Here is a 17229-nt window from a genome sequence, read left to right on the forward strand (position 1 = left end):
CTTGCCTGGACAAACCATCCAGAATCCCCAGAATCTGAACGTCATTGAGAGCAAATTTGGGCACAAATTCCATGCCTACCGGTAGGCTATCGTGGGGACACATCAGTGCCCCCTTACTCTGACCGAACTGCTGGCTGATGAAGGTTTAAGGTTGCTTGGCGTTTTAGTGGCGTAGACCACAATTTTTCAGTTGCAGTTAAAATGAGTTTTCCAAAGGTTCACATACCCCAAGAATTCTGCCTGAGCTGTCCGGGATAATTTCCAATAGTTAACCTGCCCTAGGTTTTCTCTACGACGAGCCGTTGTCACAACGAGCCTTCTTTCCGCACGCGATACGCCAACGAAAAACGTGCATTGAACCTCGTGATGATCCTTGCCGAAGTAGGCTTGGTCTTCGACGCCCAACAAAACTACCGTATCAAATTCCAACCCTTTGCTCTTATGCACGGTTAGAATCCGGATCGACTGATCATCAGACAGCTGGGCCAAAGCTTTTAAAAGATCAGGCTCTCTTACGAGAGCTTCGTCAATGTATTTTTTGACCTCCTCGATAAGCTCTCGAAGGTGTTCCCTGGATTCGTAATCATAGGACAGCCCGGCCAACAGGGTCGGCCCAACCATCGCGAGGAACTCCTCCAAAAGCGTCCATCGTTGGGTGAACGTTTTGGTCGCCAAATCGGCTGCAGCAGACTTACGTGCTTCTTTGATGTAGCGGCTCCAATTCGTCTTCAGCTTCCCCTCTGCATCGTCCTCTACCGGAATGATGCGACGGGTGAGACGAGTCCAAGCTTTAGGTTCTCTAAGCCCATAGATGCACAATAGGTAATCCACGATGACCTGGGCGATGGGCTCAGTCGAAATGTCTTGCGCCTTGTTTTCGTTTCGATAGCTAATTCCCCAATCGTCTAGCTCAGCCGTAAGTCGCACACAGTAAGCCTCCGGCTGGATGCGTGTGAGTATGGCTATCTTGGCAGGAGCAACGCCTTCTACATTGATCCAGTGAGCGATGCGCTCCGCTAGATCACTGGCCTCGCCCTCACAATCGGCATAGGACAACACATGTACCTCTCCACCCTCGCCGGCGAGTAAATGAGCAGGCATTTCTGAGTCTGGATCCAGAACTTTGATGATCTCGTTCTGGAGCTTTAGCAGGTGCGGCAGCGAACGGAAGTTTCGATAGATGTTGAGATGCAAGGCTTCAAAATCATCGACGAAGTCAGCAAAAACCTCATCCAGGGCCCCGGCCCACCCCATAATTTTTTGCTTCACGTCTCCTACCGCAGTTAGGCGACGACCTGAACCTTTAAACAGCCTCGTAACCAGCTCATATTGCTCATCTGTACAGTCTTGGAATTCGTCCAAAAAGACATCACTGTAGGTCTGGCGTACTGCGTTAATAGCCGCCGGATAGGCATCCAAAATCTTGATGGCAAGCGGGATGAGTTCCTTGAACTCGGTCTGCATGGGGTGAGCCTTACCCTTAGCGACAACCTTGAAACCGGAGTTCAATGCATCAGCGCCGGCTAATACTGGCCTAAAACGCTCGACAATCCTTTTCGCCAACCCATGGAATGTGTAGCTGTCGAACCGACCTGCATATGCCGCACCGCATCGACGCCAGACGCGCTCCTTCAGGTTGTTACTGGCGTCGACTTTGAAGGCGATGGCCAGGATGCGTTTTGGATAACGACACACGCCTGTGGTGAGTAGGAAGTCGGCACGCTGAGCGAGCAACTCTGACTTCCCGGAGCCAGGGCCAGCAGTCAGGGCTATGCAGCGCTGTTGCTCCTTCGCTGCAATCTCTGCATTGGGCTCAAGCACGATTCCATCAGATGGTTTCCAAGCTTCGACCTTGATCACTCGTGAAGCTCCTTAGCCACCTTGATTATATGCTTAACCAGTCTCTTAAGTGACGGCGGCATCGCCTCCCTGAGATCATCATCAGTGAGCTTGGAGAGAGCTTCGATGTGTGACTTAGGCTTGCTGCCTACCTTGAACAATTTGTGATACGCAGCAAAATAACGACGCTCTGATACGGTGTACTGCTTCTCGTCATAAAAGCTGTCACCCAAAACCGATCTGACCTGGCCGATCTTTGGTGTCACAAGGTGTTTGGCCTCTATCCCGAAGGCCGTTGGAAAAGCGCGCAGCATGGCGAAATCCAAATCCATGGGGCTGGAAAAGAAAACTTCAAATGGTTCTAGCTCAGTGATATAGCTCCTTAAGCCACGGTCTTTCTCAACTTTTAGGAGTTTATACTTGGCATTATTCCAGCTTGGGAGTTTTTCAAGCTGGTCGTCGGGCATGTATCCCTGGTTGGGACGGTGATGATTTAGCTGAGTCGCAACATAGTGAATTCTCCCCCATCCTCCACCGTGCCTTGCTACATCGAGATCCAGCAGGGTCACGTATGGAATTTCGAGCCTGCTCAAAAGGCGCCAGAAATGGTTCACATGCCGGCCCCCAAGCGGCGCAATGCAAACCGCAGCCTCATCCACCATAAGCCCTTCAGCCGCCAGTAAACGCGGCAGCACAATCTCTTCGCTATCACCCTCGCCCAGCACGACCAGCCTAGAAAAATAGATCTCGGGAAATGCTTGTACGGCTTCCCTAACAAATTTGTAGGCCTCACCAGACTTTGGGGGCATCGTAATCTTGGTTACGACCGTGCAGCGCGAATCGTCGAGCCGGAGATACCGAATCTGCTCCGGCTCAACGCGACGCAGCATCGATGGGGCATGCGTGGCGATCATTGCCTGCGCATCCGAGTTTCCCTTATCTAGCACCAGAGCCTTCAAGGACGATACGATCCGGCCCAAGTAATGAGGAGAGAGACTGTTCTCAGGCTCCTCTAGCGCGATCAATGTGAATACGGCGGGCTTGAGTTTGTCCATTTCAAAAGAGTCATCGTCCCCTTTGAGCACAGCCCTGCCGATTGCCTGGGAAGTGAGTACCAAGGTCAAATACAGCATCGACTTTTGGCCGTCGCTGAGCCGAGAGAAATCAACCTGCTGTTCACCATGACCAGGAGTGAAAGACACCGATAGATGCCTTAGCAACGCCTCGATCTCATGGGTCACGAAAATCAGGCTAGGGTCTTTGAAAAACTTTCCTTTGTGCAGCTTGCCCCAAGCCTCCGCGATTCCATCTCCAAGGTTGATGACTGATTGATTCGTACCGAGGCTCTCGGAAATATCTGCAGAAAGCTGGCTGATTTTTTCGCGTTGCTCTGTCCAGTTTACTGCGCGCAACATCCGTCCAAGAAGAGCATTAGTTCCGTAGGCTATGTGCTCTGCCGGATCACGCCGCGCAGGTAGGTAGTGCACTTGGATTTGGTTACGCTCATCGCGCGGTACCGGAGACGTTGCGATGGGGTTCCCGTCCTCGTCGACCTCAGAAACATAACGCAGGGTTTGCTCGATCTCATCGTCCAGCCCTAGCGAGGCGTCCAAACGATACCGCACGCGCGGCACGCCATTGATGTTATCCAGCCGCATGTGCCCAAAGTTGCATGGGATGGTCGGGTGTTCTCTTGTCTCATCGGCAATTTCGGGGAAATAAAAATCTGCTTCGATCCACAACGTTCGATCACTATCCGGCCTCTCCTCCTCATCATGCGCGACGAAGAAATCAGACTTGCGCAGCCGCCGTTGATTGGGATCAATTGAAAAAAGGCGACAGAGCGCCTGCAACGTTGCAGTTTTGCCGGAGCCGTTAGGCCCAATCAGGAAGGTTAGTTTTCGGAAATCGATAGTCACCGGCTTTGCGCCGAACGACTGAAAACCACATACGCGCATCTGCTTGAGTATCAACGCTCGAATCCTTTCTAGCTAATCGTGACATGTGGCCCAAGCTCTCAGGCCCGCTCCGCTATGAGTGAAAATGCCGCAAACCAATCCTAGCCCAGGCAAGTTAAACAGTAGTAGCCAAAGAATAGCAAAAAGCAGCTCAAGATTGGGATGGGGTGTTGGTAGTCAGTAACACTACGAGACACCTTGCCGGGAAGAAGTACCGATACGTGGAAGTGGTTTCGGTGAAATCGATGTAGAGCCGTCAACGCCCCACTGATTATCACTGCAAAATCGGAGGGGTGGGATGGTACTGCCCCTGAGCAATACGCAAAAATTCACGCAAGCTAGCCCGCCCATTTCCACGCTGAAAAGTCGCCAAGACATAACGGCTATTCTCCGTCGTCATTACCCAGAATCGACCCTCTCGCTCAACTTTCAGCACGTCAGAAGTACGGATCAAATGACCATCGCCAAACCGTCCGTACTGGTCTTTCCGCTTGTGGCCAAAAACCACGCCAATCCCAGCACGCGACCTGATGGAAACGCCGCAAAGGTAAGCTGTCACTGGTACGTCAAAACCATGCTCCTGGGCTTTTATGATCCGCGCAAGATCGAAATCTGTGTGGCGCTTTCCGTAAAAATTCACATCAAGAGTATCCAGCATCATTGCGCTCCATTGGGCAATCCTTATGGCGTTACCAGGAAATCCACACGGAACCATCTGCCCTGATACCGTGCGTGATTCTTGGTAAGGTTCAGGCTGTACGAATCATGTTCGCGTCATAAATCGGGCGAAGGTTGCTCAGTACATCACTACTGAAGCCAGGTTGGTGCGAGCTGTGATACTGGCAACCCGTATCGACCTCTAACAGGCACACCAGGCAGTCGTTCTCATCCTCGCCGAGCGTCACCTTCCTCAACGCCTCCATTCGCCAACCAGCCGTGCCATTCATGTGACCAGGAGTGACTACCTGCACTTCTGTGATGACCATTTCAGCATCTTGGGAAATGAGGAGTTGCTGAAGTCGAGGTTCGCTGTCGACCATAAGAACCGCTTCTGAAACTCTCCCCTTGGTCTTGGCCTGAACAGTTATGTGGTACCAGTGATTACGAAGCACTTTTGATACTTGATGCCATTGGTACTGACCCTCACCGAACATACCTGGTAGACCTAGCATGTCGGTGTCGTGTGTTCTAAACATCGTAAGTCCTTAGCCTAAGGGGCTCCGATACAGAGCGCAGTTAAAAAAGGGAGAAAACGTCCTTCAGACTCGCGGGCTGTTCATGACCTGGGCCGATCAACACGTAAATTGTGTTTCTGGTTTCGAACACAACACCGTCGTGAAAACCCGTGCACATGCTTGAACGAACCCAATCACCTCTCTCGAAACGACCTTGGCTGTCCTCGGCAACGTTGTGAGCAAACAAGATCATCGGTAACTGGCCGGCTGCCTGACATTTGAAGAGTTCGTCGCGGGTGACCTCAATGCGAAATATTGTCCAATCTCGAACTAGGCAGTAAGGCTTTTTAGGGAGGCGATCGACTGCTAAGGCTCGAGCTTCAGAAGTGCAAGCCAGGCCTTCAAGGGGCGTTCTCGGCCCTTTCATAAAGTCGGGCTCTTGGACGCTAGCCATACGGTTTACCTCAATTAATAACCCGGAAATTGACAATCCAACTCCGGTTGTTTGTGCTCGCCCCTCGCAAGAATCTCTCTGCACGCCCGCTGGGTGGGCTTGGAGATGTCAATTGGATCACGGGAAGCCAGCCTGAAAGCGCAAATCGCACCATAATGCGGATGATAGTCCGTGTTATGGTGCGGCGCAATATGGCCTCATCCTCGATTTACTTGGGGAAATGTCATGGAGGCCGCAGAAGCCCTGGCTGTAGTAGTGCGAGCACTGCGTAGAAGAAAGGGTTTTACGCAGGAAAATCTGATCACGATTGATCGTTCCTACTGGGGCCGGATAGAGCGTGGGGAGGTAAATATCACGATTGATGTGCTCGTCCGTCTTGCATCGCTAATGGAAGTTGAGCCGGCCGCGCTCATTCTAATGGCGACGTCCCTCCAATCTAATGAGCCGTTCGGGGAGGGCCTCAAACGCATTTCCAAGCAGCTGACCAGAATAAAAAAAGAAAGCGTTGATCAGGAAATGGAGTCAATGGCACGAGCCGGAAAGCCGCAGCCTGGTCGCCCCGTCCGATCCGATGCGGCACAAAAGGCGGCTGAGGCCAATCGTCTGAGCTGCGGTGGCGTTTCTGTGTCCGAAATCGCAGAGAGACTGGGGCTGTCGAAATCCACTGTTCGCAGATATCTGAAAACAACCACGTCCGATCAAGCTGATTCCGCATGATGTTTGCGTTAGAGAACGTGCTCCAGACTGCTGATCTCAGAGCGCACGGGATTGAGGTGAACGACAGTTCCACCGCATCCAAAGCGCGGGCATTTCTGCACCGCGCTGCTTCGCGCCGTTCGTGATTTGTTGCAAGATAAGCTGTAGCGCAAGCGGAGCGCGCCGGCCCTCTGGGCCAAAGGCTTGAGGATGAAAGCCCGGAGGGCAAAAACCTGACGCAGTCAGGGTTTGGTTCACGCCAGCCGTACCCCGAAGGGGGCAAGCCCAAAGCAGAGACAATGTGAACCATCCTCAAACTACGAGTCAGGAAAGTCGCTGAAAGTATCGCGAGGTAGGCTTTGCATCATTACTGAGGCAGCACCAGTGTTGACTGAATCCCAGGCCATGAAGGAACAGGTTCAGCTATTGGAGGCACGGGGCTACAGCCGTCCTGAAGCTGCACGCGAACTCGGATACACATAGACGACCATCAATAGGCTTTGGTCAGCGGATCTGCCGGTCGGCAAAACACAATGTGGATCTAAGCCACAGGCCACTTTTTCTTGAGTTTCTTCGGCTACTTGGCCTTACCTTCCAGGGGCGGGTGGTCGTCGAACCTCAGCACGAAGTTCTCGAAATTAATTTTTGAATACTGGCTCGCTGAGAAACTCACTGACTGTCTGATCCGCGTTGATATAAAGCTCGTTCACATAGCCTTCGTGCGCAAGCAACAGAACACGGGCCACATCAACATAGTGATCGTAGGTAGTATGCAGGTGAGCGTGGCCCATCTGCGCTTTCAGCACTTCCATTGCAGCAATGTCTTTTACTTCACTAAGCTCACCCAGCAATCCCGACCCAAATCGCTTGATCAAAAACATGGTTGGCCACCAATGTCTGCTGTCATAGAAGCAAACATCAGAGCGCATTTTCGAACCATTGCGTACAGCCCGCACTTTCGCGGCAGTGGAGCGAGTCGCTACCATCCTAGGTGTCACAGGCTCCCCAGCGGCATTCAAAAACAGAATCGAAGGTGGGCAAGGCTTACCATACTTTTTGGCGTATAACTCTGCCCTAGGCGGGTAAAGTGTATTCGTATAGTTATCGGCTAAAGCTTTAAGATCCCCTTGATGAATTCTGATGGTACGGTGCTTTTTGCCTTTACTAAAATAGATTCGGTATTCAACCGTTTCTTCATCGAACGTCATGTTTTCATGTGGCTGGATATGTCGATTAAACCCATTGCCCGCATAGGGGAAATCACAAAGATCCATAGGGCGCATCGCGGTGCCCAACGCAAGCATGAACATCGCTACGTAAACAGGATCATGAAACCCACCAACAAAATCCCTGATCTCCTGGTTCGTGATCAGTGAATAGCTTTGCTTCTGTCGCCAATCACGATCCAAGGCTTTAATGCCTTTACCATCCAATGCAACGCGCGCTTCACGTTTGATATAGCTGAGCAAGTCCTCGTTCTTGAAATTAGGCTGCCAGGTTTTTAGCTTGAAATTTAAGCAACTAGAATAACCTTCAGAATCCAACCAGTAGAAGAATCCGTAGACGAGTTTACCCTCATCAATAATCGTAGCTGTACTAGGTTTCAAGGACTGTTTTGCCTGACGCTTAATAGCTCGATGAACCTGCCAATTTTTCAAATCATCGTTATCTACGAGCGCATGATACTGATAAAGCTCTACCCCTTCATACTTAGCGGTGGTAGACAAGTATCGATAGAACTTAGAAATTAAATGGGAGTATCTATTGGATGTATCTTCGGACTGTGCTGTGAAAGCGCGAAGGTAAAGGTTAGCATGGCTTAGAAGCACACGCTTTTGCCCGCTTTCCGCAATCAGTATGTAGTGAGTGGTTTCCTTACCCGACAATGGGCACGCATAGGTAATTAGCTTTCTGGAGATCTCGAGCATCTCAATCTCCTTGGGCAATTTTAGACACCACTACACGATCAAAACCATCCTGAATACTAGGTAGCGGCTCTTTATCGAAGCTACGAAATTCAGGAACGGGGATCTGGCCATACAAAAAGCCGCGCTGGGCTTTGATCGTCGCCTCGCTGTCACAATACGGAACGAATATCTCGAGTGGCCTTGCATCGACCAAACCACGGACGAAGTCCCGAATTTCGGATCTGGATGCAAGAGGCAAATCAATCACCACAACAGCGTCCGCTGGATGAAAGTTTTTCTCGAGGAACTTATCGAATGAGGAAATGAAACGATTCTGAAAAATTACAACTCTGATAACACATTTCTTCAGGAATTTCTGTAGTTTTTCCTTGAGCTTACTAACCGCGAGAGCTTTATCTCCGTAATAACCAGATAAATCTTGTGTCTCTGAATATCTGGCAACAGCATCCCGAGTATCTAACTGGAACTTCATAATCATGGATTCAGGCTTGCCCTGCTGCTTTACAGCGTTGCTCAAACCACGGCTTTCTGATAGTTCAAGTTCCTTCTCTAGGAGATTTCGCTTGAGGATCTCGTTATGGAGCGCCTTTTTCTTTAGTTCGTTAGTAAGCTCTCGAGAGTGATGGATTAGCACGTCACCATTCATGAGGGTCGTTAAAATATTTCCCTCAAGCTTCTGGTGCTCCTTCTGCTGGTTTTCCTTCACATACCTCAGTTCGGCTTGTGCCTCCCTAACCAATTTCTGGCACTGGATGATTGTTTTGCTGGCATCAGATTGGTCTCCGACCAGCAACTCATCAACATTCCTGGCCCCAGTCAGATACGGCTTGAGATGGCTATAAAATTTATGAAAAGCCTGTCGAGAGATTTCCGCGCGGGCGCAAACCTCGATCATAGTAAGGCGTTCTAAAGAGCCGCTGAGGTAATGATCGCAGATGATTTTTTTGAGCCGCTGTTCAGTATTAACTGCAGTCATTATCGCGTTCCCCTGCTCTTCTGTCGTTTACGTAAATGGCTGATCATGATTGCGACACCTCACGCTCGACAACAGGTGATTTAGGGTGCAACAACTCTCCAAGCAGCTTCTCGTTAATACTGATCTTTTGATCCAATTCGAACTGGGCGGCGTAACTGAGTTTTTTCGAGGATGACCTGATCGTCTTGTAAAACTTTAGATTCTGTTCGATCGAACCTTGAGCAGAACCTAACACTAAATTGCGAGAACAATGAATATGGCAGCTCGATACGTCCGGGCTTACTGGATAAATCAGATTCACCCGATCAGCGATGCACGGAGGTAGAAACTCCCCAGCGTGAATAAGGCCGCTCATACAAAACGTACTAAGCGTCGTACGTTGAACCAAGACAGCCTCCCCGCCTTGAAACATGTGAGAGACATACTCGAGAACAGTAAGCTTCAAAAGCTTCCCGACAAAAATGTCCGGCCTACCAGCCATGCGACCAGCAAGACCATTGGCAGCCTCTCCAGCATAAACGCCGGAATTGATAGATTGGAGAATATCAACAAAATCTTTGGCGAAGTGCTCTCTCAAGGTCTCGACAACAGATGAAACCAAGAAGGGATTCCTTGCAATATACCGTAGCCCCATGACATAACTTGAATGACCAAAAAGCATCCGAATAATATCAATATTACGTTCGGATTTATTAATCAATATTTCAGCAATCGTTTTTCTAAAACGATGAATATGGAGACCGTCAACACCAACCTCCGCAGAGAGATTAACGGCAACCTTAGTGATCATCCTGTCAACTTGATTCATCTCATGGGTCGGAATCACAGGCTGGAATAAGTACCCCTTGAGCATGTACTTATCAAACTCTCTAAGCTTCTTATAAGACGCAATCGCATCTCCTAAGTAGTCAGGGAGAGGGATCTCATCAGCTTCCCCAAAATAATTGGGATCGTCACTGGTTTTAAACCTGACGAAAGAAACATACCAGAGACCGTCACTTTTTTTCTTGTAAACGTCGTCAAACTGAAGCGGAGCCAGCTCACGCCTGCGCAGCCCTGTCATTAGACCGAAGAGAATGAAGATCGCGTTTCGCACCCTGTCTACAGCGTACATAAACCCTTTACGCCAAGTGTACAAATTCGTGTAATAGGAAAGAGCTTTACCGCCACTACCCGTTTGTTTTATTTTCTGAGGAGTGTGCGAAAACCCAACTATCACAACGCCGTCTACTTCTTTACCAACCACTGCCTCAAATTCGAGATCGCGTTTACCATAACTATAATATTTTTTATCAATCTCCGGCCGAACCTTGCAATAGTCTAACACTTCATTAATTACCGGAATGCCTTTATCAATCCAATAGAAAGAATAGGTTAATAGGTCACGTAATTCGTCTTCCGAAAAAGGCTTCCAGCCTACGAGCGAAATTCGAATCACCTCCTGAATATCTTTTCGACGCGCTATGGTGTCAACATCGTTCAAATCTACCTGTAGGCAGAACTCTTCAGGAATCAGCCTTTCGACGGACAAAAAAATCCAGAAATTGATATGGAAAAATAGTAACCAATAAGCGCGCATCACTCCAGAGTCCCGTGCATCATCTAATGCAGCATTCAAAAGTCCTGCAGTGATGACGGCGATATGTTCTGGAGAAGCGTTTAAAAAATTCGCTTCAAAAATATGCCGCTGCACATAACGAAAACCATCGCTATAGGTATCAGTTGATCGAAAACTTCGAATGGTACCAATCGGATGAAAATGGGGTATGAAGTGATAACAAATAGCTCGCTTCAACTCCTGCAAGTCTTCCCGAGCACGATCAATATAAACTACAACATCCTTAAAACCTTCAGAACGCAACAACACCCATCGCATTTGGTTGTAACTGGAATATTCTGAAACGGGGAAACACCCATCAGGCGACACGGCCAGCTTCGTCACCAGCCCACTCAGTTGCTGCTTGCAAACTCCCTCAAATCCACCATGAGACGCCTCATACAACTCCGAGAAGTATGCATCGGCCGCATCAGACGCTTCGCGCTCAATCTCATCCAAAATGGACTGGAAAGAATCATCGTCATCTTGAGCATTATTTTTAGACACAAGTTAATCCTCAATGTAGGCGATGAGCGAGCGCATATCGAACGGGAGTAATGCCTCGTATTCCCTCATGTAAACAAGTGCTTCAGCAATCGCAGATTGGTTGCCCCAAATGCTAAGGAGATACTCCAAAATCTCAATTTCATCTTTGTGCACCTCAAGGCGTCCTTCGTCCGCCTCGACGGCGCGCTGAAGTGTTGATAACCGCTCCATTAGGAAAGGTAATGAGTCTCCAAGTACGTAGATTCGGCTGCAAAACAAGCACTTATCTAAGCGAGTACAACGCTCATTCTTAAATAGCTCAACCGCCTCTGGATAGTCTGGCTTACTGGAATCTATACAAGCCCACAGTGCACACTCATGCCCCATGATCGTAAAGATACGAAAGGTGGGATCAGCCGACTTCGCCCGCACAGTGCTACCGACAATTCCGTGAAACTTATTACTTCGGAATTTTTCCATCAACTCTTCCTGAATGCTCCGATAGCGCACCTTTCTATCGTTGATAGCCATGGCTGAACTGTCGTAATGAGCACTCGTGGTTTCAAGGCTGGAATGGCCGAGTTGCAGGGCGGTTAGCGATAAAGGATGCTTGGTTTTTTTGGCGTTGTAGTATTCCCACGTCACCCTAAGCCGCCCCTCCAGGTCAATCGCGCTTTTAAGTGGCACACCGGCGTCAACCAGTTGGTGTTTGCCCAAAAACTCAGCGACACCAATGTTCCAATATTTCTGATTTTTCAGCGAGTTTACTCTGATATCAGGGCCGGACTCTTTGATTTGCCAGTCAGATTCATGCTCAGATAGACATAGGAATATCGACCGTCTCAGCGGATCATCCAGGGCGAAACTGTCCGAGCTATTCACAACTTCAGCGAGAGGTTCTGACAGAGTCTTAGCAAGCTCCATCAAGTTAAAAATGGAGTACCTATCTGATCTGGTTGACATTGCTTTTGCGAGTTTTGGAGACGCATAGTTTTTGTTAGCCGATTGGGATTTTTCTTTTTCAGACACAACAAGAACCACATCAGAATGCGCAACCTCAGACATAGGGTGCAGAAAGTGATTTTTATCGATGGCTATAACTGTCTCTTTGTTCCAACTCGACTGTCGCTGAATGAAAAGCCCCAGAGTTGCTTGATTTTGTGCAGTAGGATAATACATTCGCACCAGATCATCATAAGCAATTGAGTCTGGTGTTTGCTTTCTGAGAATGGAATAACTATAAGGCAGACAGCAACTTAATACAAATTCGCTAGGACGGATTATTGATTGTACATATGGTATTTTTCGGATTTTTTTGCGCAATGCCGTAGAGTCGGATTTAGTAACCCTAAATGGGTAACCATCCAACATAAGAGTCTTCAATGCTCGCGCAGGATCAATAACCCATTCTGATTTTTTACTGATCAACAAGAGCTCTGAGATCAAAGGACGGATTTCGTCCAAGCGATATGGTTCAGCGAGTTCAACCTGCTTGCGAAACTCAAGCATGAATCGCATATTATCAACTTCCGACCGCATCGATTCATAAAAACTGGCGTCGGCCGCCTCATCGAGTGGCTCTCTCACCTGAGTTTTAATCAATACGCTAGGCAACGTTAACAGTGGAAGGCCATCATCGTTGTGGTTTGCCACTTTTAAAACTGCGGATCTTATGCTTCTCGCAGGATAGAGCGTTTGGCCATTGCGCCGCAACCTATCCATAAAAAGCTTAAACTGTTCAACACCGATATCCCCAACCCCCTTTAGATGAAGGTCAGGGTGGAGCTTATTATTGTGATCTTGCCTGAAATCTAGAAAATCCTTTATCGCCGAACGCAGAGCATACCCTTTCGAATAACTGACATCTGGTACATATTTTATAAACACGTAGTGAAAACCGCAGCACAAAGCATCCGTAAAACTGAACAGCGGATGCTCTATATAATTTGCGAGGATGACCTTTGCATCTGCGGACGTCGCTGATAGCTCAGCGTGATACATGGAGAGGTATCGCATATATGGCTCCTTGTTATACCAAGCGAGCCAACAACTCCTCTACTACCGCTCTTATGTCTGCAGCAACAGCCTCAAAACTTTGAGAGGCGTCCACAACCGCAAAGGTGTCTGGATTTTCCTGGGCTTGGACTAGAAAGCCATGACGAGCACGCGATAGGAAATCCGCCTTCTGCAACTCCATCCTATCCAAGACCTCTCCCCGGCCGGCGACACGCTGCATGCCTACCGCAGGATCGATATCTAAAATGATATTCAAGTCAGGCTTGAAGCCACCCAGAGCGATCTCATTGATCGCCAGTACACGATCCAATGGCAGGCCTCGACCAAAGTGCTGAAATGCGATGGTGGCGGGTGTGAAGCGGTCACAGATCACAATCGCTCCACCCTCAATGGCTGGGATGATTTTCTCTTGAAGGTGCTGAGCCCTAGCAGCGGCAAACAGAAGCAGTTCAGTCGTATCGCAAAGCTCAGGGGTGGATGGATCAAGTACCACCTCCCTGATCTTTTCTCCAATCGGAGTTCCACCAGGCTCACGCGTCACTAAAACGTGATGACCCGCCTCGCTCAACCACCCGCTGAGATGCTTGATCACCGACGATTTACCAGCTCCGTTATTACCGTCGCAGACGATCAGGCATCCATTTGACATTGAGATTCACCACTGCAGAAAGACTTAAGTGGTTTACATGATGGAGACGAGTCAGATAGGCGTCAAGGACTAAAACGTACGTGCAAGAAGGGCTGTACGCCGTATCACCAGAATAATTACCCTATGTGGGTAGTTTACATTTTTCTATAGGAGACTATAACGACACTGGTTTACGTTGACTCACCAAGAGATATAAGGCGCCTTCCGGGCCTTCCAGGGTGATAAACAAGCCAGTCACAGGCAGTCCTTAGTCAGAGTCATTGCGGGCTTTGCGGCGCGGTGGTGGCCGGCGCAGGCTCGGTGGCCGGCGTTTCAGCGGGTGCCTCAGCCGGTGGCACCGAATCTTCCGGCGGCTTGACCGCCGGCGCCGGGCTGGAACGGTAATCGGCACGACGCTTGAGCTGGAACTCGCGCACGGCGGCATTATGCGCATCCAGGTCATCGGAGAAAATGTGGCTGCCATCGCCCCGGGCGACGAAATACAGGCTGCTGCCGGGAACCGGGTTCAGCGCCGCATGGATCGCCTCGCGGCCGACCATGGCGATGGGCGTGGGCGGCAGGCCGGCGACCATGTAGGTGTTGTAAGGGTTGGCTTCCTTGAGGTGCGCGCGGGTCAACTTGCCGTTGTAGCGTTCACCCAGGCCGTAAATGACGGTCGGATCGGTTTGCAGCAACATGCCGACTTTCATGCGGCGCACGAACACCCCGGCAATCTGCCCACGCTCCTCGGGCACGCCGGTTTCCTTCTCGACCAGCGAGGCCATGATCAGCGCTTGATACGGGTCGGTGTACGGCGCATCGGCGGCGCGTTTGCTCCACTCTTGGGCAAGTACGTCGTCGAGGCGGTTATAGGCTTTTTTCAGGAAGTCGACGTCGGTCATGCCGCGCACGAAGCGGTAAGTGTCAGGAAAGAAGCGCCCTTCGGGGAACACGCCGGGGTGGCCAAGTTTGTCCATCACTTCGCTGTCGCTGAGGCCCGACAAGGTCTGCACGATCTTCTCGTGCTTGGCCAGGGCCGAACGCACCTGGCGGAAATTCCAGCCCTCGACGAGGGTCAGGCTGTATTGCACCACTTCACCCCGTTGCCACAGGCCGATCAGGCCCTCGGCGGTCAGACCGGGCGTCATGCGGTATTCGCCACTGTGCAGCGGCTGGCCCTCAAGATTGAAGCGCCAATACAGGCGCAACCAGAAGGCATCGTCGAGCACGCCTTCGGTTTCAAGGCGATTGAAAGTGCCCGTCGGGGTTGCTCCGGCAGGCACGTCGAGCAATTGTTCCTGAGTCAGCTTCAGGGGCTGCTTCAATGCGGAGTCGAGCTTCCAGGCCGAAAAGCCCAGCAGCAACGCCGCCGAGACCAGGCTGATCTGCAGCAGTAAAACCAGTTTTCGTATCAACTCAAATATCCAATAGCGCGCGAACAATGCCCTGCAGTTTACGGGTGAGCGGCCCAACCGGCCAGCTCATCGCAGCGCAGCCGCGCACCGGCCAAATGCCATATACGCTGTTGCAGACAAAGACTTCATCAGCCGCTTGCAACTGTTCAAGGCTGATGTCAGCCACGGCCACCGGGACGCCCAGCGCTTGCGCCTGAGCCAGAATCTCGGCGCGCATCACGCCGGCAACGCCACAGCGATTCAGATCAGCGGTCATAAGGACGCCGTCAGTCACCATAAACAGGTTACTGAATACGCCTTCGACCACGCGACCGGACACATCCAGCATCAAGCCTTCGGCATGCGCGGCGTCTTGCCACTCGGCGCGGGCAATCACTTGTTCAAGGCGGTTGAGGTGCTTGAGACCGGCCAGCAACGGCTGCTCGGCCAAGCGGGTGGCGCACGGAAACAGGCGGATGCCATCGATTCCATGAGCTTCGGGATAGGTAGCGGGCGGATTGCCCTGCAGAATACGGCGCACAGGCGCGCCGGGGTTGATGCCATAACCGCGCTGGCTATCGCCGCGGGTAAGCATCAATTTGAGCACACCGTCGCCAAGGGCCATGGCGTAGGCCAGCACTTCGCTGCGGATCAGTGCGTGATCCGCCACGAAAGCAAGGCGCCTGCAACCCTCGGCGAGGCGTTGCAGGTGACGGTCGAGCAGCACGGGCTGCCCGGCCTTGACCGCGATGGTTTCAAACAGGCCATCGCCATAGGCAAGGCCGCGATCTTTCAGAGGCACGCTGTCCGCCGGCAGACCGTCGACCCAGCTGTCCATCACTCGGCGAACCGGCGGAACACCAGGGAACCGTTGGTGCCGCCAAAGCCGAACGAGTTGGAGATCACCACATCGATCGGCATCGGTTGGGCTTCGTGCGGCACGAAGTTGAGGTCGCAGCCTTCGTCCGGCTCATCGAGGTTGATGGTCGGCGGCGCGACCTGGTCCTTGATGGCCATCACGCTGAAGATCGCCTCGACCGCCCCCGCGGCGCCCAACAAGTGGCCGGTCATGGACTTGGTGGAACTGACCGCCAGCTTGTAGGCGTGCTCGCCGAACACCGACTTGATCGCCTCGGCTTCCGCCAGGTCACCCGCCGGGGTCGACGTGCCGTGTGCGTTGATGTACTGCACCTGGTTGGCGTTGACCTTCGCATCGCGCAGGGCGTTGGAAATGCAACGCGCGGCGCCGGCACCGTCAGACGGTGGCGAGGTCATGTGGTAAGCGTCACCGCTCATGCCAAAACCGATCAGCTCGGCGTAGATGGTGGCTCCACGCGCCTTGGCATGCTCCAGCTCTTCCAGCACCAGGGCGCCGGCGCCGTCGGACAACACGAAACCATCCCGGCCCTTGTCCCAAGGGCGGCTGGCGCGGGTCGGTTCGTCGTTGCGGGTCGACAGCGCACGGGACGCGCCGAAGCCGCCCATGCCGAGGCCGCAGGCGGCCATTTCGGCGCCGCCGGCGATCATCACGTCCGCTTCGTCATAGGCAATGTTGCGTGCCGCCATGCCGATGCAGTGCGTGCCGGTGGTGCACGCCGTGGCGATGGCGTAGTTAGGCCCCTGGGCACCCAGATGGATGGACAGGAAACCGGAAATCATATTGATGATCGAGCCCGGTACGAAGAACGGTGAAATTCGACGAGGACCGGAATCGTGCAGCGTGCGGCTGGTTTCCTCGATATTGGTCAAACCGCCAATACCCGAACCCATGGCCACGCCGATGCGCTCACGGTTGGCGTCGGTGACTTCCAGGCCGGCATTGCGCACTGCCTGAAAACCGGCGGCCAGGCCGTATTGAATAAACAGGTCGAGTTTGCGGGCCTCTTTGACCGAGAGGTATTCCTCGACATTGAAGCCCTTTACCGAGCCGCCAAAACGGGTGGAATAGGCAGAAAGGTCCGTGTGTTCGATCAGACCAATACCACTGTGGCCAGCCAGAATGCCCTGCCAACTGCTCGGCACATCCGTACCCAGTGGCGACAACATACCCATACCGGTGACTACGACGCGTCTACGCGACAC

General features: G+C 51.6%; 14 protein-coding genes. 1 reads left to right on the forward strand and 13 read right to left on the reverse strand.

What is annotated here, in order from left to right:
- Positions 1-186: 186 nt before the first annotated feature.
- The 5 genes from ATI14_RS30310 to ATI14_RS32080 all read right to left on the reverse strand — a co-directional run bounded on the left by ATI14_RS30310 (position 187) and on the right by ATI14_RS32080 (position 5426).
- Positions 187-1860 carry a UvrD-helicase domain-containing protein gene (locus ATI14_RS30310; protein WP_080519900.1) on the reverse strand — a complete coding sequence of 558 codons (1674 nt, stop codon included), beginning with the start codon at positions 1858-1860 and terminating at the stop codon, positions 187-189.
- Entirely contained in the window at positions 1857-3812 is a 1956-nt protein-coding gene (locus ATI14_RS30315) for an ATP-dependent nuclease (protein WP_080519899.1), read from the reverse strand. The genes ATI14_RS30310 and ATI14_RS30315 overlap by 4 nt, the downstream gene beginning before the upstream one ends.
- 259 nt (positions 3813-4071) lie before the next feature.
- Positions 4072-4455, reverse strand: a complete 384-nt coding sequence (locus ATI14_RS30320) for a hypothetical protein (protein WP_080520761.1) — start codon at positions 4453-4455, stop codon at positions 4072-4074.
- Positions 4456-4546: 91 nt separating this feature from the next.
- Positions 4547-4993, reverse strand: a complete 447-nt coding sequence (locus ATI14_RS30325) for a hypothetical protein (RefSeq protein WP_080519898.1) — start codon at positions 4991-4993, stop codon at positions 4547-4549.
- Between the two features lie 40 nt (positions 4994-5033).
- Entirely contained in the window at positions 5034-5426 is a 393-nt protein-coding gene (locus tag ATI14_RS32080; RefSeq protein WP_100831544.1) for a DUF6957 family protein, read from the reverse strand.
- A 225-nt stretch (positions 5427-5651) separates the two neighbouring features.
- Here ATI14_RS32080 and ATI14_RS31330 point away from each other — a divergent pair, with 225 nt between their 5' ends.
- Positions 5652-6143 carry a helix-turn-helix domain-containing protein gene (locus ATI14_RS31330; RefSeq protein ID WP_130886758.1) on the forward strand — a complete coding sequence of 164 codons (492 nt, stop codon included), beginning with the start codon at positions 5652-5654 and terminating at the stop codon, positions 6141-6143.
- 617 nt (positions 6144-6760) lie between these two features.
- Here ATI14_RS31330 and ATI14_RS30340 read toward each other — a convergent pair.
- From ATI14_RS30340 to fabF, 8 genes are all read right to left on the reverse strand, one after another.
- Entirely contained in the window at positions 6761-8050 is a 1290-nt protein-coding gene (locus ATI14_RS30340) for a site-specific integrase (protein WP_080519897.1), read from the reverse strand.
- Position 8051: 1 nt separating this feature from the next.
- Positions 8052-9026 carry a hypothetical protein gene (locus ATI14_RS30345; protein WP_080519896.1) on the reverse strand — a complete coding sequence of 325 codons (975 nt, stop codon included), beginning with the start codon at positions 9024-9026 and terminating at the stop codon, positions 8052-8054.
- Positions 9027-9069: 43 nt separating this feature from the next.
- Complete coding sequence (locus ATI14_RS30350) at positions 9070-11130, reverse strand: tyrosine-type recombinase/integrase (protein ID WP_080519895.1); 2061 nt, start codon at positions 11128-11130, stop codon at positions 9070-9072.
- Positions 11131-11133: 3 nt separating this feature from the next.
- Entirely contained in the window at positions 11134-13125 is a 1992-nt protein-coding gene (locus ATI14_RS30355) for a hypothetical protein (RefSeq protein WP_080519894.1), read from the reverse strand.
- Between the two features lie 13 nt (positions 13126-13138).
- Positions 13139-13774, reverse strand: coding sequence for a dTMP kinase (gene tmk, locus ATI14_RS30360; RefSeq protein ID WP_080519893.1), 636 nt, complete (start codon positions 13772-13774; stop codon positions 13139-13141).
- A gap of 257 nt (positions 13775-14031) precedes the next feature.
- The gene (gene mltG, locus ATI14_RS30365; protein WP_016973673.1) at positions 14032-15168 is read right to left on the reverse strand and encodes an endolytic transglycosylase MltG; all 1137 of its coding nucleotides are present in this window, start codon (positions 15166-15168) and stop codon (positions 14032-14034) included.
- A gap of 1 nt (position 15169) precedes the next feature.
- Positions 15170-15985 (reverse strand): aminodeoxychorismate lyase, encoded by an 816-nt coding sequence (gene pabC, locus ATI14_RS30370; protein ID WP_016973674.1) that lies wholly within the window; start codon positions 15983-15985, stop codon positions 15170-15172.
- Positions 15985-17229, reverse strand: a complete 1245-nt coding sequence (fabF, locus tag ATI14_RS30375; protein WP_016973675.1) for a beta-ketoacyl-ACP synthase II — start codon at positions 17227-17229, stop codon at positions 15985-15987. Before fabF ends, pabC begins: the two co-directional genes overlap by 1 nt.

It is taken from the genome of Pseudomonas tolaasii NCPPB 2192, assembly GCF_002813445.1.
Taxonomy (GTDB): Bacteria; Pseudomonadota; Gammaproteobacteria; order Pseudomonadales; family Pseudomonadaceae; genus Aquipseudomonas; species Aquipseudomonas tolaasii.